This is a genomic window from Cellvibrio sp. pealriver (assembly GCF_001183545.1).
Lineage (GTDB): Bacteria > Pseudomonadota > Gammaproteobacteria > Pseudomonadales > Cellvibrionaceae > Cellvibrio.
Window position 1 is genome coordinate 140,885 of the sequence record NZ_KQ236688.1, and the last position, 26,854, is coordinate 167,738.

Genomic DNA, 26,854 nt, shown 5'->3' on the forward strand with positions numbered 1-26,854 from the left:
ACTTTTTCAGTCAGCTCTATACTGCTATTAACTCTCGTTAGCCGTGCTTTGTGTGAAGGTGTTATGACAGAACTATCTCAAGAATCTGCTCGCTTTACTCCCCTGCTCAGGCTCAATCGTAAGCTGATTTGGATAATACCTTTGCTGTTACTGGTTGCGATGTTGGGGGTAATTGAAGTTCTGATCAGTATTGAACGCAGCTCTGCACGGCAGGGCTCGCTCAAAGAGACTGGTTTGAAGTTGGCAGGTATCGGCAGCTCGCTGACCTATGAATTGGATGCTACTCGCTACTTCACCATGGGCTTAAAGGCGTTTGTGGAGGCCAATGCCGGTAATCTGAATGAACACTTTCTCGAGCCGTGGCTGACGGAGTTGCAAACGCGTGGGGCACATATTCGCAACATCGGTTTGGCACCCGGGAATCGCATCACTTACATATACCCAAAGGAGGGAAACGAGGCGGCATTGGGGCTTTATTATCCCGATCTCCCCAATCAATGGCCCAGTGTTAAAGAGGTGATGGAAACCCGCCAACCTAAACTCATAGGTCCAATAACCTTGCAGCAAGGCGGACAGGGGATGATTTACCGTGAGGCTATTTACTTGGAGGATGGCCGCTATTGGGGGGTCGTGAGTACAGTGATGAATGCCGATAGCCTATTTTCCAGCCTGCGACAACAAGCGCTCGCTCAAGAGTTGAGTATTAATATTTTTGATCGCGATACTGAGCATTGGCTGCTGCAGCCAGAGTCGGTTGAGGGCTCGCTTCAAGAGCGTATCTCATTGAATTTACCCGGGCGGAAGTGGGAGCTGGTGGCGGGATTAAATGACAATCAGTTGTCATCGCGAGTGACAATGTTGCGTTTTGGGGGGTGGCTGACGTCTTTCGTAATGGCCTACTTGATGCTTCGAGTCCTGCTTGCGTGGCGCGAGCGCGAACAGGCAGATCAGGCGCTCTATATCAGCCAAAATCGTTTGAAGCGTGTATTTGCTTCTTCGCCGCAGGGAATGGCATTGGTAGATGAGCGGCAGCAGTGGCTGGAGGGCAATGACAGTTTTTGCAGATTGTTGGGTATTGCTCGGGATGGTTTTACCGGAAAGTCTATAGAGGAGTTATTTGTTCCCAGAGAGCGTGAGCGCGTACGTAATTTAATGGCAGCGATTCAAGAGGCTCATCAACAGGGAAATAAACACTTCGAACAGTTTGAGGCTTTCCTGCATTCGCACACAAAAGGGGATGTGATGGGCTTGGTTAGCATTGGTATCTCCTATCGCTCGGGCACACACACTCACTGGATTGTGCAATTAATTGATATTAGCGAACGTTTGCGCCTTGAATCTTTGAAGCATGAGTTTGTATCGATTGTCAGTCATGAATTGCGTACACCACTGACCTCCACTCTGGGAGGATTAAAACTATTAGCCAGCGGACAATTCCAACAGTTTGATGAGCAGGTATTGATGATTATTCATATTGCTCTGAATAATAGTGAGCGGCTGGCATTACTGATCAATGACTTGCTGGATATGGAAAAGTTGATTGCAGGCAAAATGCAACTCAGTCTGAAGTCACATGAGCTGCAAAACATTATCGAGCAGGTGAATGAACAGATGAGTGCCTATGCTGCCCAACACAAAGTGAATGTTGTATTGCAGTGTGCTGACGAGCCACTGTGGTGCAATGTGGATGAGCTGCGATTACAGCAGGTATTAACCAATCTACTGTCTAATGCGATTAAGTTTTCTCCCGCAGGTGGCCAAGTTATTTTGGGTGTGGAGGCAAATGCCGGTCAGGCGCGTTTGTTTGTGCGTGACTTTGGTGAAGGTATTTCGGATGAAAATCAACACAAATTATTTAAACAATTTTCTCAGGTTGACTCTTCATCAACACGTAAAGTAGGTGGTACTGGCTTGGGATTGGCAATCAGCAAAGAACTGGTGGAGGCTATGCAAGGTTCGATAGGTTTTCTAAGCCCCGCTGATGGGGGAGCCTATTTTTATGTAGATTTACAGCGCCAGCCTGCGCCTGAGTAAATGTTCAGGCGCTGCTTCAGACGATTAAACTAATGGCGCGATGGATTACTCATGATCCGCTTCACCACCAAAGGCAGCAAGCAACGCAGCAATGAAATTTTTCAACTCCATCGCCATAATCGCAAAGTCGGCATCAAATTGTTCCGCTTTACTTTCCGGGTTGCGTTCGTTGGCTTTATCGCTGATCACATCTTCAAATTTTAATCGCTTGATGGCGACTTGATCGTCAATCACGCAGCTGATGGATTCTTTCCACACCAGTGCAATTTTGCTTACATGCATTCCGCTTTCCAAATGGTTGCGGATCTCACTTGCGGTTAAATCCTGTTTTTTACAGCGGATGACGCGACCATCTTTAGCAGCTTGCAGTTCAACTTCTTCGCCCAATTCAAACTGGTGCGGAGCCTGGCTTTCACGCAGCCAATGGGTCATCACCTGGGTGGGAATATTTTTGGGGGCGATAGGCAAGCAGCGCAAACTACCAAGAGCCTCACGCAATTTACCAAGCAAATCTTCCGCGCGTTTGGCTGAGGACGAATTCACCACAATCAGTTTTTCTTGCGGCGCGATGTAGGCGTAATCCAGCGATGAGCGGGTAAAGGCTTTTGGCAAGAGCGAGAAAATAATTTCGTCTTTTAAGGTATCGCGCTCTTTGCGGCCAACGGGGCGGGATTCTGCTTCACTGATCGCAAGCACCTTTTCTTCCAGTGCTTCCTTGATCACCCCGCCGGGCAGGATTTTTTCCTGACGTTTTGCACAAATCATAATGTAGCCATTGGTCACGTGTACAAACTCACTGCCGTGGCGGCCGAGCGGAAATTCAAAACCATAACGCAAAGGGTCGAGGCTGCCGCAGGGGTTAAAACAAAATTCGGCGAGCTTTTCATTTAATTCTTCAGCGGAAATCGTCCACTCTTCGGTGAGGCGATACAAACGTAAATTTTTAAACCACATGAAATATCCGGCAATTTAATTATGAGGTTGGGATTGCAGAGTTTATCGAAGCTGCGGAAGCAGGGCATTCGGTGTGATCTTTGAGACCGTATGCGGCATTGATGCCGCATTCGCCCCCAATGGACGACCCACACGGATGTGGGAAGTGTCCATAATCGTCGGGAACGATTATGGACCGGGTTCACGGCGTGTCGTAAAGATCACACCGGAGCCCATGCTGATGGTGAAATTCAAATCAATGTGGATTAACCAACAATATCAATCAACTCAACATCAAAAATCAGCGCAGAGTAAGGCTTGATACTGGCACCTGCGCCGCGCTCACCGTAAGCGAGGTTGTGCGGGATGTACAGGCGGTACTTGGAGCCCACTGGCATTAGTTGCAGTGCTTCAGTCCAGCCAGCGATAACACCGTTTACCGGAAAATCGATTGGTTGACCGCGATTGACAGAAGAATCGAACACAGTACCGTCGATCAAGGTACCGTGATAGTGGGTCTTCACTTTAGAGGTTGCAGTTGGAATCGCGCCAGTACCCTGGGTGATCACTTCATATTGCAAGCCAGATGCAGTCACAGTGATGCCTGCTTTCTTCGCATTCTCAGCCAGGAAAGCTTCGCCAGCAGCGGCCAACACTTTGCTCTTTTCAGCTTCTTTCGCTTGCATTTGGGCGTTGATTGCCTCGAACGCTGCTTGCATTTGCTCGTTGCTGTATGGCATCTCAACACTGTTCAGTGCATCCATAACCCCTTGCGCCACAGCTGCTGCTGATACGCCGTCAAACGGATTGCTGGCCAGTTGATCGCCCATTTGGCGGCCAATTCCGTAGCTCACCAGTTCTTCATTCGTCTTGTACTGATTAGACATAACTCAAATTCCAAAGGATAAATAAGGCCGCGCAGTCTAGCAGATCAGGCCGCAGAATCCTTATCGGGTTCATTCGATGCAGACGGTGAATCTTGCTCGATAGTGTCATCGTCAGGCGCGATAACATGCATTTCGCGGATAAAAATCCCCCAAAACGCCATAAACAGTGCCGCAACCAAAGGCCCAATGATAAAACCGTTGATACCAAACAGTGCCAAGCCCCCGAGGGTGGACAGCAGCACAATATAGTCCGGCATTTTGGTATCGCGCCCGACCAAAATAGGGCGCAGGATGTTATCCACCAAGCCAATAACACCCGCCCCAAACGCCACAAGGATGATGCCTTTGATATTGTCACCGGTCGCAAACAGGTAAATTGCAACCGGCACCCAGACAATCGCCGGGCCAATAGCGGGGATCAAGGAAAACATTCCCATTACCACACCCCACAAAAGTGCACCCGGGATTCCCAGTGCCCACAGGATCAATCCGCCCAGAGTGCCCTGGATAATCGCGATCACCAAATTGCCTTTGATAGTCGCGCGGGTGACTTCGCCAAACTTGGCGAACAGCATGCGCTCGCGGGCATCACCCAGAGGAAGTGCGCGGATCAGTAATTCCAGCAAACGCTGGCCATCGCGCAACAGGAAAAATGTCAGGTACAACATCAGGCAGATATTCAACAGCAGTTTGAAGGTGTTTTGGCCGATACTCAGGGCGTTTTGCGCCAGCCATTTGCCGCTGCTCATACTGACATTCAATACCCCTTCTTTGATTCTGGCGACATCGATACCAAAGCGTTCCGCAGCTTGCTGTATAGCGGGAAAGGCCGTGCGCACCTGTTCGATGTATTGGGCAGGGTTGACCTCACCGGATTCCAGTTTCTTATAAAAGTCGGCACCCTCGGCCACAACAGAGCTAACCAGAACCGTAACGGGTAACACTACAATCACTATGCAGGCAGTCAGGGTCAACAGCGAAACCGTATTGGTGCGCCCATTCAAGCGCTTCAGCAGCCGCTGTTGTAACGGGAAGAAAATGATAGTGATGGCGCAAGCCCAAAAAATCGTTCCGAAAAAGGGCTTCAGAATCATCAAAAAGCCCACGGAGACAATTAATAAAAACAGCAAAAACGTGCGTGTTTCCAATTTTTGTTGCATGGCGCTTATCCTTCGTAAGATCAAAACAAATGGCTGCTGACTATACGGGAGCGCCCCAAGGGTGTCATCCGTCGCGCCTTTGAAAATAGCCATTAGGCAAACCAGACACTATCTTCTATGCTGGCAAACAGTGATTGTCTTTTTCGGGTTGTCGGGTTTCATGCAGATACTGGTTTTTTTCCTGGGTTCAAGAATGCGCTTGTGGGTGTGGCTACTGCTGTGCTCCGGTGGCCTGTGGTGCACCCAGGTATTGGCTCAAGCTGGCGATGGAAAAATCCATATCCCTGTGCGGGTGCAGGGCACCAAGCTGGAAGAGCCGGTCGATTATTTTACCGAACTGCTGATCATGGCGTTGAATGCCAGTAAAGCCGAGAACGAAGTGATCGATATTGTATTTTCTGACCGTGACTACTCCCAGGCGCGCTGGATCCATCTCTTGCAAAACGACAAGCGCAATTTTGTGATCTGGACCATGACCGATAAAACACGCGAGCAGCAGATGCGCCCCATCCGTATCCCTTTATTCAAAGGCTTGTTTGGATACCGTGTGTTATTGATTCGTAAGGGTGAGCAGGCGCGTTTTGATAATGTCACCGGGCTTACCGATCTCGCCAAACTCCTCGCCGGCCAGGGCACTCATTGGCCGGATACCGACATCATGCTGCACAATGGTTTACGTGTGACCACCAGTGAAACAACCGAATCATTGTTCCGCATGTTAAGCGCGCGCCGGTTTGATTATTTTCCGCGTGGAATTTCAGAGGCTTGGTTTGAGTTAATGCAACGCAACGAAAAGAATTTGGTGGTCGAGAAAAATCTGCTGCTGTACTACCCGACGGCTATGTATTACTTCGTCAATAAAGACAATGAAGCGCTTGCCAAACGAATTGAATCGGGTTTGGAAACCCTGATCGACAACGGGAAGTTTGACCAGTTTTTTTACAATCACCCAAGAATCAACACCGGTTTGGAAAAACTCCAACGGCGAAAAATCCTGCGCATGGAAAACCCGTTTTTACCTGAGGAAACGCCAGTTGATAACCCGCGTTATTGGATTGATTTAAACGACATAAGTAGATCTGAAGTAAAACCAGAAGATGCTGTTTCGCGATAAATCGCGCAACAGCATGTGCCGAATGGACGGCGAGCAGGGGATTAATGCGGTGTTTTTTCAGTGGGATTATTGCAGCTGGCATCGCTGGTTTTATCGCAGCCGCCACATCCGCCGCAGGCAGAGGATTTTTTGGCCGAGGGGAAAATCCAGCGGCGTAGGAGGAAAACCACTGCGGTTAGAACGCATATGCCGACGATCAGTTCTTGCCAGGGTAGATCATGCATGGCTCACCTCATCAATTCACGATTGCGCTGGCGACTTGGTAGGTCACCCAGGCCGCGAAATAGGCCAGTGCGAACAAATAAACGGTAAAGAACAGCGTTGCTTTGGTTGAGTTGGTCTCACGTTTTACGACCGCAATAGTGGAGATACATTGCGGTGCGTACACAAACCACGCCAAATAGGAGAAGGCCACTGGCAGTGACCAGCTGGCAGCCAGTGCGCCCCCCAAAGCGACATCGATGGACTCTTCGCCTACGGCGTAAACCGTTGCCAGCGCACTGACCGCAACTTCGCGCGCGCCCATCGCGGGGATCAGCGCGATACACATCTGCCAATTGAACCCGAGTGGGGCAAACAGCGGCTGCATAAAGTGGCCAAGCTGGCCGGCAAAGCTGTAGTCGATGGCGGGTAGGGTGGCATCTTCCGGCGCGCCCGGAAAAGTGGCCAAAAACCATAAAACAATTGATAAGGCAAGAATGATGGTGCCCACGCGGCGGATGAAAATCCAGGCGCGCTCACGCAGCCCCATCAGCAGGTGGTACATCATCGGCCAGCGATAGCTCGGTAACTCCAATAGCAGTGGAAACTCTTCACGCGCGGTGCGGCGGCGCATCATCCAGGCCACCAATGCTGCACTGGCTACACCGGCAAAATACAGGGCAAACAAGGTCAACCCTTGCAAGTTGAAAACACCCCACACCGTCTGCTCGGGAATGAAGGCCGCGATAATCAGTGCATAAACCGGTAAACGCGCCGAGCAGGTCATTAAAGGAGCAACCATGATAGTAATAAAACGTTCGCGCGGGTCAGAGATAGTGCGTGTCGCCATAATGCCCGGAACGGCACAGGCAAAGCTGGAAAGCATGGGAATAAATGAGCGGCCGGATAACCCCAAACCGCGCATAGGGCGATCAAGCAAAAACGCGGCTCGGGTGAGATAACCGCTATCTTCCAGTACCAGAATGAAGAAGAACAGGATGATGATTTGTGGCAGGAAGACCAACACACCACCTACACCGGCGATCAGGCCATCCACAATAAAGTCTTTCAAAATGCCGTCGGGTAAGGTGGCACCGACCAGTTCGCCCAGACTACTGAAGCCTGCGTCGATTAAGTCCACCACCGGCGATGCCCAGGCAAATACCGCCTGGAAGATCACCAGCAAAATCGTGAACAGGGCGATCATCCCCAACAGCGGATGCATAACCAATGCATCCAGACGATCCTGCCAGCGCGGTAGGTGCGCTGGTTGGATGACGTGCTGGCTCATGATGCTTTCAATCTCAGCGTAAAGCGCTTCAACCGATTCCTGGCGGTCGCTCAGGGTGAGTACCTGCGCGCCTTGCTCCGTTGGCTGTTGTGCACTTTGTGCATAAGTGTCCAAATACTGGCGTAATTCAGCAACGCCCTGGCTGTTAACGGCCACGGTTTCGATAATCGGCATACCGATGGATTGGGAGAGTGCTGCGGTATTGATGCTGATACCGCGGCGTTTGGCTTCATCCATTTGGTTGAGCGCAAGTACCATCGGGCGGTTGAGACTTTTGAGCTCCATCACCAAGCGCAGGCCCAAGCGCAGGTTGCAGGCATCAACCACGGCAATGAGCAAATCAGGGCGCTTTTCATGGGCGAGTTTCCCCAGAATTACATCGCGCGCGACCTGTTCATCGGGGGAGGTCACAAACAGGCTGTAAGTCCCGGGGAGATCGAGTATTTCAGTGGGGGTGGCGATATGGGTGACGGTGCCGGAGCGGCGTTCAACGGTTACCCCCGGATAATTTGCCACTTTGGCGCGCGCGCCAGTCAATCGGTTAAACAGGGAGGTCTTACCACAGTTGGGGTTGCCAACCAGTGCGAAACGTATAGGGGCGGACATGCTTGCTACCTGATCAAAGACTTGAACGGTTAAGGATGAGGGGTGATAGGTTCAACGCAGATCTTGGCTGCTTCGGCGCGGCGCAAGGCAAACTTGGTGCCGTTTACTTGTACCGCCAAAGGGTCGGAACCCAACAAGCCAAAGCCAATCACCTTTAAATGGGCACCTGGTAAAAATCCCAATTCCTTTAAACGCAGGCTGACGCTTTCATCCTGAGCGCCAAACAGGGGTTGCCCAATCAAGCTGGTCACCCGGACTGATGTACCTTTGCGGCATTGGTCAAGGCGCAGGGTGGGGGTGAAGGAATCAGCATGTGAGGCAATATTCATAAGTGATACATCGCATATGTAAATGAGAGTGATTATTAGAAAGAATACTGTATTTGCCCCCAAGCCGCAATTTTCAAAAACAGATTGCGGCTGATACAGGTGTGCCTTGTTAGCGGGTAATAGAAGTAATCAGCTCCGGTAACCCGTTGCGATAATCACTAGCGATTTTCCAGCCGGTTGTAATCCAGCAGGGCTGCTTCTTCCGGTTCGCTGGAGGAATAAAGCTGGTGGACCTTATCGCTAAACGCCCAGAATTCGCTGCTGCTGCGGCGAATGCCGTAAATATCGCGCAGCACTTTGTAGTCATCCTCTGAATCCAGTGTTTGGATACGGCTGACAAAATCCTCCAATTGTTGTTCCTCTACGCGCATAAAACTGTTGGGGTAGTTGCCGATAATGCCCTGCGCAATGGTGAGATTATCCTCGGCGGCAATGCGCCGTTTATCTTCCCCAAAAAGTGACGATAGATTGGAATAAGCGTTGTTGTGCACCAGCGTGAACAAACCGGTATTGGGAATATAAATGAGTGTGGTTTGCGGTAAAAAGCTGATGGGCTTTCCGGTGGTGTTTTGCAATTTTTCATAGAGCGCCAACTTATGTGCGGGCAATTTTTTTGCCTGGATATTAAAGGGCGAATGTGCGGCCTCCCCCAGATGCAATTTCAATTTTTGATAAAGCTCTTGTTGCGGATCATTGCTGACATAGCGGATTTTGTTGGGCGCATCGATTTGCTTGATGTAAAGGTCAACGTAGGTTTTAAGATTGGATTCGGCATCGCGGTACCAATAGGACATGACTTTTTCCTGCTCGTTTTCCGGGAGCAGGCCGACAAAGTTCATCTCGCCTTCAATGCGCAAAAAGTCCATATAAAGACGGCTCAATAGCTGGTGCGATACATTGCCATACACATCAAAACCAGCGACCAATAAATAATGAATGCGCTCAAGCAAAGGGTAGTCAATTATCCATGCTGTTTTAGGGGCTTGGCCGATAAGGCCTTTGTGCACGCTGGCGCTGTCGCTGTGACGAAAAATAGTGAGTGCGGCATTCGGATTTCTCTTTTTAATATCTGTTTTAACATGCGGGCTCTTCTCACCGTTCCAAATGTTATTCATTTCAAGTCCGCCTTCGTTAGCAATCAACTTGCTGACAAACGCAGCTTTTGCGTTCAGATATTCTTTTTGCAGCTCGGAATATTTCAGCCAATTTGTCATCGGTAACAAGGTATTGCCCGCTTCTGCAGGTAATTGCAGGTGCTTGCTGTTTTCCGACAAAAACTGCGCAATTCCATTGGTATTTTGTGTTTCGGGCGATACAAAGAAAACCCAGAAGTGATCCTGAATCACATTGAGTGCAACCTGCCCACGACAGACCGGACCTTTAATAAAATTCATAATCGTGAACTGCGCTTCATCCAACATAAAACGGTAGCGCGCATTGACCGGTAGTTGGGCGAAGCTCACAAAAGGATTCGCTGCAATTGCAGGATCATAAGAGGGAAGGTGAGTCACCTCGTAAGAAAACTCGCCTTCTGTCGCAAAAAATAATTGCTGCCATTCCTTCATGCGCTCGGCATTTAATGCATATGGCATGTGGTTTTTAGCAACGATGCTCGATGGATCTTGCCATAAGCGGTAATACACTCGCGCAACCATGGGGTTGTCGTAAGGGCGCAGGGTGCTGATGCGTTCGATGGGTTGACCTGGCGGCGTGCTGGAGCGCACCAAGCGGAAATAGGTTCTGGGCGCTTCCTTAAAATGAAGTTGCGCCAAAAACAGATGTTCGTAAATATAGCGATTGACTAATTGTTGTTTCAGGCTGTCGCCGTTGAAGAACACTTCCCACTGGTTCACTTGTTGTTGCACGCTTGCGGGAAGTTTGGGTGGCGTTCCCATCGCAGCACCTTGCGCGAGCCACTCCATAATTAATGTGTGTTCTTTTGGGCTGAGCGCAGGAAGGCCATAAGGCATTCCCCACAGCGGGTTTTTATCAGCAAATGCGGCAAAATTTTCGATGCTCGGGCAATACTGTTTGTAGTTGAGATCGAAATCAAAATCGGCGGGTAAAATCTCTGCTGTTGGTAGAGGATGGTTTTTTTTCAGTTCAAGTGATTGTGCCAGCACGCCGGCATTGATATTGGCTTTGCGCGAATTGCTGCGCTCATTCAATACGGGATGGAATCCCTTGCTGCGCCAATCAGAGGTTGTGTGTGCATCTTCAAACAAACGGGTGAGTGATGCCCCCAGCAAGCGCGTTCCATCGTACACCTTGACCGGATTGGCCCCACGCAGCAGTCCCTCGTAAGATTCCATTTTGAGCTGGCAAGGCGCGTCGTAACAGCCGTGGCAAACAACACAGCGCTGCTCCAGCGTCTTCCGCGTGTCTTTGTAATAGGTCAATGTTGCTTTGGTTGGTGCGGAGGATATTTCCCGCGGTTGTGCTTTGCCGTAGAGCTGGTCCCATTGCGAGCCGGTGATACTGGCGCACCCCAGGGTAAGCAAAATTATCATCCATAATCCGGTACGTGCAGTTTGTTGCACTGATGTGTTGATCGACATTCCTCTGCTATCCCCTTTCCTCTGGAATCTTATGACTCTATGTATCTCATAGTGGTATTTGTGGATTGCAGTCTAATCCGCGCCAACAAAAAAAGGGAACCTGATACTGGCGACGCTGTCACCCTAATACAGATTAGGCCATAATCCTGCTGGCGACTGCTTCCGCTTAGGGAGCGAGCGTTGCCCATCCAGTTTCCAATCACTATTACAAAGGTATTGCTATGAGTGATGACTACCAACCGCGACAAAGCTCGTCCACCTCCATGATCGTAATTGTGGTACTGGTCTTGATTGCTGTTGCGGCTGCTTTCTTTTTCTTGCGCGATGATGCCCCCGCGACATCGCAATCTGTGGTAACCCCGGTTGCAGTTGCTCCCCAAGCTGTCAGTAGCAGTAGTTCCTCCGCTGCCCCCATCGTTGAGTACACCCCCCCTGTGCCCGTGGTTGAGGTAGAGCCTTTACCTGCATTGAACGAAAGTGACGCAGGTATCTTGGCTGCCCTACAACAATTGCGTGGTGAAGGATTAATACAGTTGTTGGTGCCGCAGGAGGTAATCCGCAAATTTGTATTGGCGGTAAACAATATTTCCGAGGGTAAGGTCATACACGAGTATCGCCCGGTGGTATCACCGCCACCGCCGTTTATCGCTGAAACCTTCTCGGTCATGGTAGAAGGCACTGCAGTTGATCAGGAGCGTATAGCCCCGACTAACTACCAGCGCTACGAGGCTTACGTTACTACACTTGCATTAATCGACAGCGATGCTGCAGTTGCAGTTTATCGCCGGTTCTATCCACTGCTTGAAGAAGCCTTTCGGGAGTTGGGATTGAAAAAACCAAACTTCCACAGCGTTATGATTGCAGCGATCGATAACCTATTGGCCGCACCGGATCATCAAGGTGACTTGTTACTGGTTCGCCCCAAAGTGTTCTACCAATACGCCGATCCCGCCCTTGAAGCCCTGCCTCAAACACACAAATTAATGCTGCGCATGGGGCCTGAAAATGCGCGCAGCGTTAAGGCAAGTCTGCGCCAATTGCGGGCACGTCTTATTAACCAGTGATACATGTTTGCGCATAATTTCCTGCAACCAAAATGACCTGAAAAGCCGCTGAAAAGCGGCTTTTTTGTTTCCGATAAAGTGATGTGTGTATTTTGGTAATGTTCCTTGCTGCGCCATGAAAATTTTTTTTCATATCAAAATTGTGGCGCGAATTTGCAACTTATTGATTTTGAATTACTTTCCTGTCATTTTTTCAGTGTTAAGACGGTAAATATTACTTTTCATTTCTTTGCAAAACTGTTGACAACGTTGTCCAGCAGGAATAGTGTTGGTCAATCGACAACGTTGTCTCTATTTGGTTCGTTGTTGAAGAGTTAGATCATTATTAATACACACAAATGACAAGTCACGGGAGAATAACCATGCGTAACAAGTTAAGTGATGCGATCAAACTGGCCAATAAGAGTGCATTAATGCTCGGCTCAGTTGCAGCAGTCACCATGATGGGTTTTGCAACAACTGCCAATGCACAAGATGCAGGTGCTGAGCCCGAAGAAGTATTGGTAACCGGTATTCGTGGTGCGTTGCAACAAGCGATTGACGTGAAGCGTAATTCTGACGCCGTTGTAGATGCCATTTCGTCAGAAGACATTGGTAAATTCCCTGATAAAAACCTGGCTGAATCGCTTCAGCGTGTTCCAGGTGTAACCATTAACCGTGGTTTCACCGGTGAGGGTAACGAAGTATCTATTCGCGGTGTGAACCCACAATTAACCTCGGTATTGCTGAACGGCAACTATGTTGCTTCTACTGGTTGGTTCTCACAAACCGCCAACAAGCGCAGCTTCAACATGGATCTGCTGCCATCTGAATTGGTGAAGAAAGTAGAAGTATACAAATCTCCAACCGCTTCTTTGGATGAAGGTGGCGTGGGCGGTACTGTAATTGTAGAAACTCGCAAACCTCTTGATCTGGATGCGAACACTGCTTTCGTATCGCTCGAAGGTATGGCGAACTCAATCGCTGACGGTGAAACCGGTGGCGGTGCTACTGGTATGTACAGCTGGAAAAACGAATCAGAAAGCTTCGGCATCCTTGTTGCGGCATCGACTCTTGAAACCATCGGTCGTGCACACAAAGCAGAAAACTACTGGGAAGAAGGTTGGTCAGCATCAGGTATTGCTGCGTTTGATCAAGACCGTGTACGCGATGTATTTGACATCACCGCACAATGGGCTCCTACCGATGAGTTGACGTTCACTGGTCATTATCTGTCTACCGAAATTGACGCGACCAACACTAACCAAAACTTCCTGTTCATCAACTCTCACTGGCGTGATGGTGTACAAAACCAGAACATGATTGTTCCTGGTACCAAAGGTGGTCGCACCACTCCAAACAACGGTTTGGCGACTATCGGCGAATACACTTCTGGCGCTTGGTTAGCTCAGGATATCAACAGCCGTGAAGCCAACATCAAGAGTGAAGTGGGTGATGTAGGATTCAAATACGAAATCGACGGCTTTACCTTGGAAGGTTCTGTGGGCACCACAGAAGCTAACGGCGGTAACGGCGGTAACATCAACTCCTTGTGGGGTATTGGTGGTTACGCAATCGATTGGGCTGCACCTGGCGAGCCAGGAAAATCAGTACCATTCATGTATAACGGCAAGCCTGTAACCGTTAAGATCAACATGGACGGTAAAACCCAAATGCAACTGGCACCACAGGGTGTAGATGCTGCCGATGGCGAGTGGCAAGCACTGGGTGATGGTCCTTCACGTGAATCCAACGTGTTGCACGACGAAGAACAATACTTCGAATTGGATGGTAAGTTTGACGTAGAGTTTGGTGCAGTTAACGCGATCAAAACCGGTATCAAAGCACGTACTCACGAATTCTCGAACGATGGCTACCGTTACACCTACACCGGTACCGAATTTGCGGGCACTACACTGGCTGATTGGCAAGATGGCGTGATCAAGCACAGCGGCGAAGGTCTGTTCGGTGGTTCACCAACCCGTATCGCACGTATTGATGCAGACAAAGTAAGAAAAGCATTCAAAGCAAATCAATCTGCTGGCGTACAAAACCGTGGTGCATGGGCTGAGGTTGAAGAAGACATCACTGCACTTTACACCCAAGCTGATTTCGAAGGTGATGCCTACGCGGGTAACGTTGGTGTGCGTTATGTAACGACCGATATTACCGGTACTCGTTACACCATCGCTGCATTGAACGATGTAAACAACAAAACCACTGAGCAAGAAAAAGGTGAATACAGCGACATTCTGCCAAGCTTCAACTACAAGTTGGACTTGTCTGATGACCTGGTTGCCCGTTTCTCTGCCGCTCGCGTTATGAGCCGCCCAGGTTATAGCGACATGAGTCCTTCATACACCAGCCAAAGTCAGGTTTCTCGTAAAGCTGCCAAAGGTAACGTAGGTCTGGATCCATATCGCGCTACGCAAATGGATTTGGGGGTTGAGTGGTACTTCGATGAAAACGCTATCGCATCTGCTGCAGTATTCACCAAAGACATCCGTTCATTCTTGACCAGTTCTGTTGTGATCGAAAAAATCACTGATCCAAGCGGTACATGGGATTACGAAGTGACCACACCTAGCCAAGGTCGTGGTGGTAAGTTGCAAGGTTTGGAATTGCAATATCAACAAACCTTCGGCAACTTCGGTGCTATCGCTAACTACACTTATGTGGACGGTGAAGGTGAAAACGACAAAGGTGTGAAAGCAGCGTTGCCGGGTACTTCTCGTAACTCATACAACTTGACTGGTTACTATGAGACTGACTTGATCTCTGCACGTTTGGCTTATACCCATCGTTCAGAGTTCCTGGCAGAAGGTTTGGGTATTGGTGGTACTGAGTTGTATGCTGACCAGTCCTTCCTTGATGCTAACGTTACCTGGTTTATCACCGATAACATCAACGTGAGTTTCGATGCGCAAAACCTGTTGGGTGAAGTGACTACCAGTACTCACGGTTATGGTCTGGAAACATTGAGTATCTCTAACGACAACGGTACTCGTTACTACGTTAAAGCTTCTATGAAGTTTTAATTAATGGGAAGCTGATGTTAGTTGCTTCTTAGGAAAAGGAAGGCGAAAGCCTTCCTTTTTTTTTGCTATATTTTGATATTGTATAGTTACGTTAAATGAGTAACGTTCGTTATTCCCCCGGATACTTGCAGGTGTTTTCATGAGCTCTCTTGTCAATCATGTGTTGGTCGTTGGTGGTGGTACAGCGGGTTGGCTGAGCGCGGCAATCCTTGCTAAACAATTGAATTCAAATCAACCCGGCGCGGTAAAAGTGACCTTGGTTGAATCTCCTGATATTCCTATTCTTGGCGTAGGTGAAGGCACTTGGCCTACTATGCGGACAACATTGCAAACTCTGGGCGTGAATGAAAGTGAATTTATGCGTGAGTGCGATGCTACCTTTAAACAAGGATCAGAATTTGTTAATTGGATCGAAACGCCCACTTCAGAAAAAACAAATCGTTATTTTCATCCGCTAAGCGCGGTCTTCCATGCATCTTACAATTTTAATTTGGCTCCCTACTGGTTATTGAAAGAAGGTAATGATGGATTGCCATATGATTTGGCCGTTGCAACCCAAAGCCGTATTTGTCAGCTTGGATTAGCCCCAAAAAAAATTACTACACCAGAATATGTTGCATTGCAGAATTATTCTTATCATTTGAACGCAAATAAATTTGCCGATTTTATGGCTAAGTTTGCGGTAAGTAAGCTGGGGGTACAGCATCTACGAGCAAACGTTGGTCAAGTCAAATTGGATGAGCACGGTAATATTCATTCAGTGTGTACTGACAACCCTGAATGCGCCGAAATAGCCGCCGATTTTTTTATTGATTGCTCCGGCTCACGGGCGCTGCTAATTGAGAAGGCGCTTGGTATTAAATGGCATAGCATTAGCGATGTTATTTTCAATGATACCGCGTTAGCGATGCAGGTTCCCTATGAAAATGCAGATGATCCGATTGCAACCCACACAATAGCTACTGCGCAAGAAAATGGTTGGACATGGGACATCGGTTTACATAATCGGCGTGGTGTCGGTTATGTCTACAGTAGTCGTCATACAACCGATGAGCGGGCAGAAGAGGTGCTTCGTCAACATATTGGTAAACAAAGCAATGGTATTGAAGCGCGTAAAATTCCACTCAAGCTTGGTTATCGTGAAAAATTCTGGCATAAAAACTGTGTTGCAATTGGAATGTCTGCCGCGTTTATCGAACCTTTGGAGGCTTCAGCAATTTTTCTGATTGAAGCTGCAGCTAATATGTTAGCTGACCAATTTCCGCGTGATGCGAGCGCGCTTCCGTACGTGGAAGAAAAATACAATAAAACATTTCGTTTGCGTTGGGATAAGTCAGTGGATTTTGTCAAGTTGCACTACTGCATTTCGCGTCGGCGTGATACCCAATACTGGATTGATAATTGCGACGAAAAGTCTATTCCTGCAACGCTATTGGCTAAATTGAATCACTGGCGGTCACATATTCCCAGTAAATACGATTTTGATTATGCCTATGAGCCTTTCGTGTTGGATAGCTATTTGTTTGTGCTTTATGGTATGCAATACCCCACAAACCTTGCTCACAACCAATCTACGTTTCAAGACCGTGAAGTTGCACGAAAAAAATTTATGGAAATTAATAATGTCACTGCAATGCTAGCAAAAGAACTACCCAATCAGCGTGAGCTGGTAGAAAAAGTATACAAATACGGTTTTCAGAGAGTGTGATATGAACCTGTGCAATTTTACAAATGTAAAATTGCACAGGTTAATGTCCGTTACATTTTATTTGCAGCACAGTGTTGTGCAATAAAATCTTCATGAAACGGCATTAGATCGACAGATGTTTTTATCGCTTGCCGAATTTTTGACATGCGTTCATGTAAAACAGCATCATCCGTTAAGTCTGTCAGAGGGTGATAGCTGGAAGGCATAAGTCCTTGACCTTGCATAACTTCAAACCAACTGAGTTCGCTAAACATTTCATAACTTTCACGAAAAATTTTTCCGGTCGATCTGAAGAGTGATATTTTTTGTGCAAGCGAGTCGGGAATCTCCATTGTTCGGCAATAATTCCAAAAATCAGAATCATCCCGTTCAGTAACGTGATAGTGCAGAATGAGAAAATCCCGAATTTTTTCAAATTCAAAATGTGTTTGGCGGTTGTATTCAGCAATATTGGCTTGATTAAAATCCTTAGTAGGAAAAAGGCTGATTAATTTAGCCAGGCTGGATTGTATAAGGTGGATACTTGTTGACTCCAGTGGTTCCATAAATCCGCTAGACAGGCCTACTGCCACACAATTTTTATTCCAAAACTGCTTTCTTTTACCGGTAGTGAAACGCAATTGTTTGGGGGCGGCTAATACTTCGCCATCTAAATTGGACAAAAGAATATTTTTAGCTTCTTGATCATCCATAAATTTACTACTGTAGACATGACCATTCCCAATCCGATGCTGTAATGGGATTCGCCATTGCCAACCAGCACTGTGTGCAGTGGAACGAGTGTAGGACGTTGGTGCTTTATTACTTGCGCAAGGAACAGCCCAGGCTCTGTCACATGGCAGCCAGTGCGACCAGTCCTCGTAGCCTGTTTTTAAGGCTTCTTCAATCACAAGACCTTTGAAACCAGAACAGTCAATAAACAAATCAGCTGCTAATTGCTTCCCGTTTTTTAACGTTACTGACTCGACGAATCCATCACTATCACGCAAATTTACCTGATCAATAGTCGCTTCGATACGCTCAACGCCAAGATTTTCTGCGTATTGACGTAAAAACTTTGCGTATAGCCCCGCATCAAAATGATACGCGTAAGGGATATTGGAAAGAGGAGAGTTTGGATTGTTAATCGGGCGCATAAATTTGCGATTCAGCGCAGCACTGGTGTTTAGGCAATATTCACCTATGTCAGCATCCGGGTTTGTATGATTTAACTTCAGCCAGTAGTGATAAAAAGGTATCGCATCAACATCGATACCAACGTCACCAAACGCATGAATGTAGGAGTGTCCTTGCTTTCTCCAGTTTACAAATTGAATGCCTAGTTTGAATGTCGCTTGAGTTTTTTTGACGAAATCGTTGTCATCCAACCCAAGCATTATATTAAAGCGTTGTATTTGAGGAATCGTTGCCTCGCCTACACCTACAGTACCTATGTCTTCCGATTCAACCAATCTAATTTTAACTTTTTCCCTGCCAAGAATTTTTGCTAGGGCTGCCGCGCTCATCCAGCCTGCGGTTCCCCCTCCCACGATGAGGATTGATTCAATATTAGTATGTTGCATTAAGTGCCTGGCTTCTTATAGTTTGAGCATGTCGGCTCATGGGTGAGAATTATTTTATTGACTTCATTTGAACAAGCGTGGACATATTGCCCAGCGAAGCCAAATGAGCAAAAACGGCTGGTAAATAATTTTTGTGTCTCAACTCAAGAAAAGTCGCGTCAGAGAGATCATTTATTTTTTTATGGTCTATCGCATACAAACCATTTAGCGAATAAGATCCAGACTCTTCACCGCTTGTATTGATGGTTAAATTAAAAGGGGATAAAAGATTTTTTTCTGCTATGTAACGGATAAATTCCCGGGTTACAGGTGTCTGGCTTACGAACGTTGAAAGGCGTTCTTTTACACCTTTTAAATATTCGCTTTCGCTGCCATCACTATTAAAAAGCTCATTGCCTTCTGTTTCGTTAAATAGTGGACTGCTCATGTCTGCACACAGGCTTGCAGTATCGGGTGCAATTAAAAATGGATAACCTCTGATTGCTGCTGGAATGTAAGAAGCTGCCCAATGCTCTTCGCTATAAAACAAATTTTCATTTGGCTGCAGGCCAAGCATTGCAACACAACGAAACTCGCCGGTTTCAGCGTCTTTAATAAAAACAATCGGATAGCAGATGGAAGCAGGTACAAATTCATGTACTTGCAAAATAGCGATGTGCTGATTTTTTGTTTGCTGATAATTTCGGTTGTTTTTTATTTTTAGATTTTTGTGGACTTCTTTGTTTAAGACGACAATGTTGCTCATGATTTTCCCGTGATTTTTAGTAAATGATAATTTTATATGGACTGAAAGTTGTATGTGCGTATCTTATTAAGCAAATCGCGATGCGTAGGTAGTTCTTTTGCGGCTATCTCTGCCAGCTCTTTTACGCGAGAAAACTGCTTTTGAGCATAGTCGACCATTTGGTAGGCTGATTTTTTATGGTTAATATCCATTTGGAAATCCAATCCGTAGAGAATGTATTGATAACTTTCCAAAGGAAATGGCTCATAAACATTATCAAAGTCATAGCGGCTTGGTGGGTGCGATTTCCAATGTTCCAGTCTGTCCATTAGAGCAGTTGGAACCGTCTCTGGATTGCGGTTGTCTATCCAAAATTGAGTGTCATCCCTGCGTGAGAGAAAGTAATGCATTTTGATAAACTCAACCGATTTATCCCAGCGGTACAAAAACGAACGGTTGAATTTTTTAGCGACAGATTGCATCTCATGTCGTGTACGTGGGAACTGGTCTGCCAGCATATTGCCTGCTGCCTCAATCAAGAAGATAGCCGATGCTTCCAGTGGTTCTATGAATGCCGCTGACATACCTATGGCAACACAGTTTTTTTTCCAAAAACGTTCTCTCCAACCAATGTTCATCTTAATTCTGCGTGAAGCCAAGTGGTCAGCTTGTGGGCCTAAATAGCGTCTCAGGGTTTGCTCCGCGCTTTCATGGTCGGTGTAATGGCTGGAATATACATAGCCTGTACCGCGACGGTTGGTTAAGCCTATATCCCATATCCAGCCATAATTTTGAGCGGTAGAAAGTGTTTGTGTGGCGACAGGGTCGTTGTGCTCATCCTGATAGGGCACTTGAATGGCAATGGCATGATCGACAAACAATTTGTCCGAAATGCTTTTAAATGGAACGTCGAGCGTTTTTCCGATAATGAGTGCAGAGAAGCCGCTGCAATCCACAAAAAACTCAGCTGCAATAACGCCATGCTCTTCGGTATCAATTGATGTGATGTATCCATCCTGATCTTGATTGACCTGTCTTATGTGCCCGAAGAGATGTTTAACTCCTAATTTCTCGGTGCAATGGGTTTTTAAGAAATCAGCGAAGCGTGCAGCATCAAGATGATAGGCGTAGCTTTGTATGCCCTCATACTGTGCAGTTGTTATTTTTTTTGGAGCCAATCCCTTTTCGCATACGGAACCTTGGAATGAAACTGCATCGGCATAGCTTATGTCGCCTGCGTAGCCTAGGCTCCAATAGGGAGCCAGATTAAATTGTTCAGGATTTTGCAGGGATGTGAAGTGATTATAGTAAAAATTTGATTGGTCGTTTGAAGGTGTTTTTCTCCAATTAATAAATTTACTGCCTTGCTTAAAGCTTGCATTGCAATAACGCATAAACTCAGCTTCATCTATCCCTAATTTTTGAAGTGTGGCACGCATTGTTGGCCATGTGCCTTCGCCCACGCCGATAGTGGGAACATCTGGAGATTCAATTAATGTTACTTGTACTGCATCAGTTGACTTGCTATTGAGTTCCTTTGCCAGTTTTGCAGCAGTTAACCAGCCTGCAGTGCCTCCGCCAACAATTAATATTTGTTTTACTAAGTCACTCATATTCCGCTCGATGTTCAATTAAAAATCACATCACACTAACTGCTTGCGAGTAACCAAGTCAAGCCGAAAACGGTAGCAAAAAAATCAAAAAAGCTACCGCTTTGAACTAAGGAAAAAAGGCGGTGAAGAGAGATTGATTTATCGTCTCTGATTGGGATTTATATGAACAATGAATGTGTTAAATCATTGCTTCCCAAAAGCGATTTTTGAAAAAAAAGGTAAATTCCCGTCCGAATGAGAGATTGAGCTTAAAATTTCTTTGACAACGTTGTCCGGTAGGCGTAATCTAACCCTGTCCGATGATGACTTCTGGATCTGATATCTCTCCTTATCGGGTTCAGTATCATGGGGCATGAGTTCTCTAGAGCTGTAGTAGTGGTCTTGTGGTTAGTGTCCTGCGGGGCACTAACCTTTTTTAACTGTCTGTTATGATGACGACTTTGCTTGGGGTTGTTGCCCGTGCATAAGAAGAGTCAAGTTTTTTGAGTATCTGGCAGCTGATGACATGTGCCGGGTATTTGCTCTAAAAAATAATGAGGTAGATCATGGCAAAGATGCCACTTGGCGAACAACCCTTGTTTATCGGTATTGATGGCGGAGGTACCAAGTGTCGTGCCAGTATCATGACTGCTGACTTACAGGTGTTAGGTACCGGTGTCGGTGGTCCTGCCAATCCTTTCCAAGGCGTTCAACAAGCCAAAGATTCTATCCGTACTGCTGCTGAACTTGCATTGATTGATGCAGGTTTGCCTCCTTCTGCAATGAGTGAGTTAATCGCTGGCGCTGGTCTTGCCGGTGTGAATGTTCCAAGCCTTTATGATGTTATGTCGGCGTGGGAACATCCTTTCAAAGAAATGCATCTCACTACCGATCTTCATATCGCCTGCCTTGGTGCCCACAACCGTGACGAAGGTGCGGTAATGATTTGTGGTACTGGTTCGTGCGGCTACTCTTTTGTAAATAACGAGTCCCTGTTTATCGGTGGGCATGGTTTTCCTATCGGCGATAAAGGCAGTGGTGCCTGGATGGGCCTTGAAGCTATTCAGGCAATCCTGTTGGCCTATGATGATTTGGGGCCGCAAACCAAACTGAGTGAATCTATTGGTGAGTTCCTGCAGGCATCGGGTGTTATGATCGTTGATCGCATGTTTGGAGCCAAGCAGGGCGATTATGCCAAGTTTGCTATTTTTGTAGTCGATGCTGCAGATGCAGGTGATGCCGTTGCGATTGGTATTGCCAAAGAAGGTGCGGCTTACATGAGTGGTATTGCGCGTAAGCTTTGGGCAACCAACCCTGGGCGTATGTCAATTATTGGTGGCCTTGCTCCACGCCTGATTCCCTGGATGGAAAAAGATATGGCGGAAAAGCTTTCTCCTGCGCTATATCAACCGGAATTTGGTGCCGTGTATTTCGCCAAACAGCGTTTTAAATATATTAATAATAATCAGAGTGTTTTAACCACTGCTAACTAACGCGAGAACCATACAAATGAATAACGAAGCTGTCGCTGTGCATTCCCCCCCCGGAAACTCGAAAAGTATTGTGTTGCCACTGGCAATGATCGCTGGGCTATTTTTTATTTTTGGTTTTGTCACTTGGCTTAATGGTTCGTTAATGCCTTATTTGGAAGTTGTGTTGAACCTGACACCCTTTCAAGCTTCTTTTATTTTGTTTTCTTTTTATATCGCCGTTACCGTTTTCTCACTGCCATCTTCCTGGGTTATCCGCAAAGTAGGATATAAAAATGGAATGGCGATCGGTTTGGGCGTTATGGCCTTGGCTGCGTTACTTTATATTCCTGCGGCAAAAACCCATTGGTTCGCGTTGTTTTTAGTTGCGCAATTTATGATGGGGGCAGGGCAGACATTAGTGCAAACAGCGGTGAACCCCTATGTTGTGAAAATGGGGCCTGAAGAATCTGCCGCACGTCGTATTAGCTTGATGGGCATTCTCAATAAATCGGCCGGTATTGTTGCGCCTTTGGTTTTCACCGCATTGATTCTGGGTGGAATGAGTGGTCATCCAACTACAACACCATCGCCCGAAGAAATTGAACAAATGGCGAGTAATTTGGTGTTGCCATACATCTACATGGCGCTGGTGATCGGTGCTGTGGCGCTTTTGGTAAAAATATCGTCTTTGCCTGAATTGAATTTGCATGAAGAAGAGAATGATCATCTTCCCATACGCGAAGTGCTGCAATTTCCCAGCTTGGTGTTAGGCGTTATCGCGCTTTTCTTATACGTAGGTGTTGAAGTTATCGCAGGTGATACGATTGGTGCTTACGGCCGCAGTATAGGTTTCACCAATTTCTCTATTCTGACCTCCATTACCATGACCTGTATGGTGATAGGTTATATCTTGGGGATATTGTTGATTCCACGTGTCATTTCCCAGCAAAAAATGCTGTCGGTTTCTGCAGTACTCGGTGTGCTGCTGAGCTTGGCGGTGGTATTCGGCAGTAATGAGTCTACGGTTATCAGTTCAATGTTTGCCTTTCTGGGCGCACCTTCTATTCCGGATACTATTTTGTGCATTGCGCTTCTGGGCTTGGCGAATGCCATTGTGTGGCCTGCGGTATGGCCATTGGCATTGAGTGGTTTGGGTAAATACACCAGCACAGGTGCGGCCTTGTTGATCATGGCTATTGCCGGCGGTGCTGTGGTGCCGGTCATTATGGGGGCGCTGTCAACGGTTGTTGATCGCCAAACCGCTTACATAGTGATGACACCTTGCTACTTATTTATTCTTTTCTATGCGGTCAAAGGACACAAACTGCGCAGCTGGAAATAAATTTTTTCCTCACACGTTTTACCGCTACATCGTCTGCGAGGTATCCGATGGTTAAACAACGTTTTCTGGCTTTGGATGTGATGCGTGGTTTGACCCTCGCGTTGATGATTTTGGTAAATACTCCGGGTTCCTGGGAGTTTGTGTACGCTCCACTGCTCCATGCTGATTGGCATGGAGCAACGCCCACTGATTTTGTATTCCCTTTCTTTATGTTTATTGTTGGCTCGGCCATGTACTTTTCTGTGCGTGGTTTGTCCCAGCTTTCGTTTGCGCAACAATCCAAAAAAATCCTGCGCCGTGTAGCTTTGTTGTTTTTAATCGGTGTTTTGTTATCTGCATATCCATTCACCGAGAGTTTGAGTGAGTGGCGCGTTATGGGAGTGTTGCAGCGTATCGCACTCGCATATGGTTTTGCGGCATTTATTATTTTGTATTTTGGATTTTCGGGGCGCGTTGTTATCAGCACCATTTTGTTGGTGGGATATTGGGCTCTGTTAAATATGTCATCGGATCCTTACAGTCTTGAGCACAATGTTGTGCGTCAGTTTGATCTGAGCGTGCTGGGCGCTAGCCATTTGTGGCAGGGTAAGGGTATGCCGTTTGATCCAGAAGGTATCCTCAGTACATTTCCATCGATTGTGAATGTGATCATCGGTTTTGAAGCGACGCGTGTTCTATTGGCGAGCGAAGATAAAGAAAAAGCACTGAGCAAATTATTTGTGTCCGCATTGGCGTTGATTGGTTTGGCGTTGTTGTGGAATACCGTATTTCCTATCAATAAATCCTTGTGGACCAGCCCGTTCGTTGTGTTGACCTGTGGCGTTGCTATTTTGATGTTGATTTTGCTGGTCAAGCTGGAGCAATCCTCGCTAGCAAACGCTATCAAACCTGTGTATCACAGCTTTGAAATTATTGGTAAAAACCCGCTGTTTATTTATGTATTGTCGGGTTTATTGGCAACAACCATGTATTTAATTCCTGTCGGCAATGAATCACTTTACACCGCTTTGTATGGAGCGTTCCGCAGTGTGACCGACCCTTATTTTGCCTCGTTTATTTTTGCGCTTTTACAAGTGGCTATTTTGTGGTTTGTGGCTTGGGTACTGCACAAGCGCAATATTATTATCAGCTTATAAAGAATTTTCTGCGCTAAGGCAGATGTTGTTATACAGGTATGGCTATGAAACAGGCTTTGGTGGGCGCGCGCATTTTTACCGGAGACACTTTTCTGGAAAATTATGCGGTTGTGATCGCTGACGAAAAAATAGAAGCGCTGGTTCCTGCTGCGGAGTTGGATGCGAATATTCCGCAAATTTTATTGGATGGTGGCATCCTTGCGCCTGGTTTTATCGATCTGCAAGTGAATGGCGGTGGCGGTGCATTTTTTACCAATGACACCAGCGTGAGCGCTATCAAAACTATGTTGGACGGGCACCGCCCAACTGGCACAACCTCGATGTTACCTACCTTAATCAGCGATACCCGCGAAGTTCACCAAGCGGGCGTTAAAGCAGTTGCTGACGCGGTTGCTGCGGGTATGAAAGGTGTTTTGGGTGTACATGTGGAGGGACCGTTTTTTGATATGGCGCGCCGCGGTGCACACAACGAACGCTATATCCGCACGATGGAGCAAGCCGATATTGATTGGCTGGTTGCCTCTGTTAAAAGTCAGCATGAATTTAAAGTAATGCTCACGCTTGCCCCGGAACATGCGGCACCCGGCCAGATAGCACAATTGGCATCAGCAGGTGTTGTGGTCTGCGCAGGTCATACCGATGCGCATTACGAATCGGTTGTCAGCGCCTTAAAAGAAGGTCTTAGCGGTTTTACACATTTATACAACGCGATGCGCCCGACCACTGGCCGCGAACCTGGTGTGGTAGGCGCGGCATTGGAAGATGGTAATAGTTGGTGCGGCATTATTATTGATACGTACCATGTGCACGCTGCATCAGCACGCGTTGCCTGCGCAGCAAAACCCAAAGGCAAAATCTATTTAGTGACAGATGCAATGTCTACTGTCGGCTCACCTGAAAAATCATTCCAGATTTACGGCGAAACCATTTATGAAAAAGAGGGTTGCCTCGTTAATGCAGAAGGTCGGTTGGCAGGCAGCGCGATTGGCATGATTGACGCTGTGCGCTTGAATACGCAATGGGTGGGAATGGAGTTAAGTGAGAGCCTGCGTATGGCTTCGTTATACCCCGCTGAATTTATGCAGGTCGATAATTCGCTTGGTCGCATCCAACCGGACTACCGCGCAGATTTGGTACATTTTACCGATGGCTATCGTGTAACCCACACATGGGTTGCGGGCGATTTCTTACGTCATTCGTAATTTTTTCTGCAAGTTAAGTTGTTTATTTTTTCGGTCAATGCCACTCACTGGAGTGTTCAATGAAAGTTGTTATTTTGAAAGATGCCGCTGCTGTTGCGAATTACGGCGCGAATATTTTTATCAAACAAATTAGCCGTAAACCCGATTCAGTATTGGGCTTGGCAACCGGCTCAACACCGGTAGCTCTATATAAAGAGCTTATTGCAGCCTATCAGTCCGGGCGCGTGTCTTTCAAAAATGTCAGCAGTTTTAATCTGGATGAATATTTGGGGTTGCCTGCAACCCATCCGCAAAGTTATCGCTACTTTATGAACCAACAATTATTTGATCATATTGATATCGATAAAAATTCAACCTTTGTTCCACCAGGTGATGCAGAAGATCCGTTTACCGCGTGCGCACTTTATGAAACTGCAATCAAACAAAAAGGCGGCATTGATGTGCAGTTGCTAGGCATTGGCCGTAATGGTCATATTGGTTTTAATGAGCCATCATCATCGCTGATGTCGCGCACCCGTGTGAAAACGTTAACCCGTGCAACCATTGATGATAATGCGCGCTTTTTTGCGGCAGATGAGTACCAGCCACACTTGTCTATCACCATGGGGATAGGCACCATTCTTGAATCGAAAAAAGTAGTGTTACTGGCGACCGGCGAAAATAAAGCAGAAGCGATTAAGGCTACTGTTGAAGGTCCATTAACCGCTGCTTGCCCTGCATCGGCATTGCAACTGCATGAGCAGGTTGTATTGGTCATTGATGAAGCCGCTGCTTCACACTTGTCAGATGTAGAGTTCTACAAGCACATTGAGAGCGAAAACCAAAAATTATTGGAGCGTTTGGGGCGCAATTAACTCCCATTTGGCGTCATCAAAAGGCCGGCTTTGCCCGGCCTTTTTTATTCTCCCGTGCACGGTTAATG

20 protein-coding genes are annotated in these 26,854 nt (G+C 47.0%); 10 read left to right on the forward strand and 10 right to left on the reverse strand.

Annotated elements, in window-relative coordinates:
- Window positions 1-63: 63 nt before the first annotated feature.
- On the forward strand, window positions 64-2,034 hold the full coding sequence (locus VC28_RS00630; protein ID WP_049628964.1) for an ATP-binding protein: 1,971 nt from the start codon (window positions 64-66) through the stop codon (window positions 2,032-2,034).
- 45 nt (window positions 2,035-2,079) lie between these two features.
- Here VC28_RS00630 and rdgC read toward each other — a convergent pair whose 3' ends face one another.
- The 3 genes from rdgC to VC28_RS00645 all read right to left on the reverse strand — a co-directional run bounded on the left by rdgC (window position 2,080) and on the right by VC28_RS00645 (window position 5,014).
- Entirely contained in the window at window positions 2,080-2,988 is a 909-nt protein-coding gene (rdgC, locus tag VC28_RS00635; protein ID WP_049628965.1) for a recombination-associated protein RdgC, read from the reverse strand.
- A 245-nt stretch (window positions 2,989-3,233) separates the two neighbouring features.
- Complete coding sequence (locus tag VC28_RS00640) at window positions 3,234-3,854, reverse strand: FKBP-type peptidyl-prolyl cis-trans isomerase (protein WP_049628966.1); 621 nt, start codon at window positions 3,852-3,854, stop codon at window positions 3,234-3,236.
- Between the two features lie 44 nt (window positions 3,855-3,898).
- A complete protein-coding gene (locus VC28_RS00645) occupies window positions 3,899-5,014 on the reverse strand; it encodes an AI-2E family transporter (RefSeq protein ID WP_049628967.1) in 1,116 nt (371 codons plus the stop codon).
- A 193-nt stretch (window positions 5,015-5,207) separates the two neighbouring features.
- Here VC28_RS00645 and VC28_RS00650 point away from each other — a divergent pair, with 193 nt between their 5' ends.
- Complete coding sequence (locus VC28_RS00650) at window positions 5,208-6,128, forward strand: substrate-binding periplasmic protein (RefSeq protein ID WP_053094139.1); 921 nt, start codon at window positions 5,208-5,210, stop codon at window positions 6,126-6,128.
- 41 nt (window positions 6,129-6,169) lie between these two features.
- Here VC28_RS00650 and VC28_RS00655 read toward each other — a convergent pair whose 3' ends face one another.
- The 4 genes from VC28_RS00655 to VC28_RS00670 form a co-directional block, all read right to left on the reverse strand.
- Complete coding sequence (locus tag VC28_RS00655) at window positions 6,170-6,352, reverse strand: FeoB-associated Cys-rich membrane protein (RefSeq protein WP_049628968.1); 183 nt, start codon at window positions 6,350-6,352, stop codon at window positions 6,170-6,172.
- 11 nt (window positions 6,353-6,363) lie between these two features.
- Entirely contained in the window at window positions 6,364-8,226 is a 1,863-nt protein-coding gene (locus VC28_RS00660) for a ferrous iron transporter B (RefSeq protein WP_049628969.1), read from the reverse strand.
- Window positions 8,227-8,255: 29 nt separating this feature from the next.
- Window positions 8,256-8,555, reverse strand: a complete 300-nt coding sequence (locus VC28_RS00665; RefSeq protein ID WP_049628970.1) for a FeoA family protein — start codon at window positions 8,553-8,555, stop codon at window positions 8,256-8,258.
- 158 nt (window positions 8,556-8,713) lie between these two features.
- Window positions 8,714-11,113, reverse strand: coding sequence for a fatty acid cis/trans isomerase (locus VC28_RS00670; RefSeq protein ID WP_082191346.1), 2,400 nt, complete (start codon window positions 11,111-11,113; stop codon window positions 8,714-8,716).
- Between the two features lie 221 nt (window positions 11,114-11,334).
- On the opposite strand from VC28_RS00670, the gene VC28_RS00675 reads away from it, so the two are divergent.
- From VC28_RS00675 to VC28_RS00685, 3 genes are all read left to right on the forward strand, one after another.
- Window positions 11,335-12,177: a DUF3014 domain-containing protein gene (locus VC28_RS00675; protein ID WP_049628971.1), complete on the forward strand. Its 843-nt coding sequence runs from the start codon at window positions 11,335-11,337 to the stop codon at window positions 12,175-12,177.
- Window positions 12,178-12,539: 362 nt separating this feature from the next.
- Window positions 12,540-15,194, forward strand: coding sequence for a TonB-dependent receptor (locus VC28_RS00680; protein ID WP_049628972.1), 2,655 nt, complete (start codon window positions 12,540-12,542; stop codon window positions 15,192-15,194).
- Window positions 15,195-15,333: 139 nt separating this feature from the next.
- The gene (locus VC28_RS00685; RefSeq protein ID WP_049628973.1) at window positions 15,334-16,902 is read left to right on the forward strand and encodes a tryptophan halogenase family protein; all 1,569 of its coding nucleotides are present in this window, start codon (window positions 15,334-15,336) and stop codon (window positions 16,900-16,902) included.
- A gap of 50 nt (window positions 16,903-16,952) precedes the next feature.
- Here the strand turns inward: VC28_RS00685 and VC28_RS00690 are convergent, their stop codons facing one another.
- From VC28_RS00690 to VC28_RS00700, 3 genes are read right to left on the reverse strand one after another with little or no spacing between them, the layout of a single operon-like run.
- Complete coding sequence (locus VC28_RS00690) at window positions 16,953-18,464, reverse strand: tryptophan halogenase family protein (RefSeq protein ID WP_049628974.1); 1,512 nt, start codon at window positions 18,462-18,464, stop codon at window positions 16,953-16,955.
- Window positions 18,465-18,513: 49 nt separating this feature from the next.
- Entirely contained in the window at window positions 18,514-19,209 is a 696-nt protein-coding gene (locus VC28_RS00695; protein ID WP_049628975.1) for a SapC family protein, read from the reverse strand.
- Between the two features lie 32 nt (window positions 19,210-19,241).
- Entirely contained in the window at window positions 19,242-20,801 is a 1,560-nt protein-coding gene (locus tag VC28_RS00700; RefSeq protein WP_049628976.1) for a tryptophan halogenase family protein, read from the reverse strand.
- 545 nt (window positions 20,802-21,346) lie between these two features.
- On the opposite strand from VC28_RS00700, the gene nagK reads away from it, so the two are divergent.
- From nagK to nagB, 5 genes are read left to right on the forward strand one after another with little or no spacing between them, the layout of a single operon-like run.
- Window positions 21,347-22,273, forward strand: a complete 927-nt coding sequence (gene nagK, locus VC28_RS00705; RefSeq protein ID WP_049628977.1) for an N-acetylglucosamine kinase — start codon at window positions 21,347-21,349, stop codon at window positions 22,271-22,273.
- 16 nt (window positions 22,274-22,289) lie between these two features.
- The gene (gene nagP, locus VC28_RS00710; RefSeq protein ID WP_049628978.1) at window positions 22,290-23,594 is read left to right on the forward strand and encodes an N-acetylglucosamine MFS transporter NagP; all 1,305 of its coding nucleotides are present in this window, start codon (window positions 22,290-22,292) and stop codon (window positions 23,592-23,594) included.
- 47 nt (window positions 23,595-23,641) lie between these two features.
- Window positions 23,642-24,730 carry an acyltransferase family protein gene (locus tag VC28_RS00715; RefSeq protein ID WP_049628979.1) on the forward strand — a complete coding sequence of 363 codons (1,089 nt, stop codon included), beginning with the start codon at window positions 23,642-23,644 and terminating at the stop codon, window positions 24,728-24,730.
- Window positions 24,731-24,774: 44 nt separating this feature from the next.
- A complete protein-coding gene (nagA, locus tag VC28_RS00720; RefSeq protein ID WP_049628980.1) occupies window positions 24,775-25,932 on the forward strand; it encodes an N-acetylglucosamine-6-phosphate deacetylase in 1,158 nt (385 codons plus the stop codon).
- 59 nt (window positions 25,933-25,991) lie between these two features.
- Window positions 25,992-26,786: a glucosamine-6-phosphate deaminase gene (gene nagB / locus VC28_RS00725; RefSeq protein WP_049628981.1), complete on the forward strand. Its 795-nt coding sequence runs from the start codon at window positions 25,992-25,994 to the stop codon at window positions 26,784-26,786.
- Window positions 26,787-26,854: the final 68 nt, after the last annotated feature.

Coding starts and splice junctions, on each gene's coding strand:
- nagP (WP_049628978.1), top strand. CDS start 22,290: ATGAATAACGAAGCTGTCGCTGTGCATTCCCCCCCCGGAAACTCGAAA.
- VC28_RS00670 (WP_082191346.1), bottom strand. CDS start 11,113: ATGTCGATCAACACATCAGTGCAACAAACTGCACGTACCGGATTATGG.
- VC28_RS00660 (WP_049628969.1), bottom strand. CDS start 8,226: ATGTCCGCCCCTATACGTTTCGCACTGGTTGGCAACCCCAACTGTGGT.
- VC28_RS00695 (WP_049628975.1), bottom strand. CDS start 19,209: ATGAGCAACATTGTCGTCTTAAACAAAGAAGTCCACAAAAATCTAAAA.
- VC28_RS00690 (WP_049628974.1), bottom strand. CDS start 18,464: ATGCAACATACTAATATTGAATCAATCCTCATCGTGGGAGGGGGAACC.
- VC28_RS00675 (WP_049628971.1), top strand. CDS start 11,335: ATGAGTGATGACTACCAACCGCGACAAAGCTCGTCCACCTCCATGATC.
- VC28_RS00640 (WP_049628966.1), bottom strand. CDS start 3,854: ATGTCTAATCAGTACAAGACGAATGAAGAACTGGTGAGCTACGGAATT.
- nagK (WP_049628977.1), top strand. CDS start 21,347: ATGGCAAAGATGCCACTTGGCGAACAACCCTTGTTTATCGGTATTGAT.
- rdgC (WP_049628965.1), bottom strand. CDS start 2,988: ATGTGGTTTAAAAATTTACGTTTGTATCGCCTCACCGAAGAGTGGACG.
- VC28_RS00630 (WP_049628964.1), top strand. CDS start 64: ATGACAGAACTATCTCAAGAATCTGCTCGCTTTACTCCCCTGCTCAGG.
- VC28_RS00685 (WP_049628973.1), top strand. CDS start 15,334: ATGAGCTCTCTTGTCAATCATGTGTTGGTCGTTGGTGGTGGTACAGCG.
- VC28_RS00645 (WP_049628967.1), bottom strand. CDS start 5,014: ATGCAACAAAAATTGGAAACACGCACGTTTTTGCTGTTTTTATTAATT.
- VC28_RS00650 (WP_053094139.1), top strand. CDS start 5,208: ATGCGCTTGTGGGTGTGGCTACTGCTGTGCTCCGGTGGCCTGTGGTGC.
- VC28_RS00715 (WP_049628979.1), top strand. CDS start 23,642: ATGGTTAAACAACGTTTTCTGGCTTTGGATGTGATGCGTGGTTTGACC.
- nagB (WP_049628981.1), top strand. CDS start 25,992: ATGAAAGTTGTTATTTTGAAAGATGCCGCTGCTGTTGCGAATTACGGC.
- VC28_RS00665 (WP_049628970.1), bottom strand. CDS start 8,555: ATGAATATTGCCTCACATGCTGATTCCTTCACCCCCACCCTGCGCCTT.
- VC28_RS00655 (WP_049628968.1), bottom strand. CDS start 6,352: ATGCATGATCTACCCTGGCAAGAACTGATCGTCGGCATATGCGTTCTA.
- VC28_RS00680 (WP_049628972.1), top strand. CDS start 12,540: ATGCGTAACAAGTTAAGTGATGCGATCAAACTGGCCAATAAGAGTGCA.
- VC28_RS00700 (WP_049628976.1), bottom strand. CDS start 20,801: ATGAGTGACTTAGTAAAACAAATATTAATTGTTGGCGGAGGCACTGCA.
- nagA (WP_049628980.1), top strand. CDS start 24,775: ATGAAACAGGCTTTGGTGGGCGCGCGCATTTTTACCGGAGACACTTTT.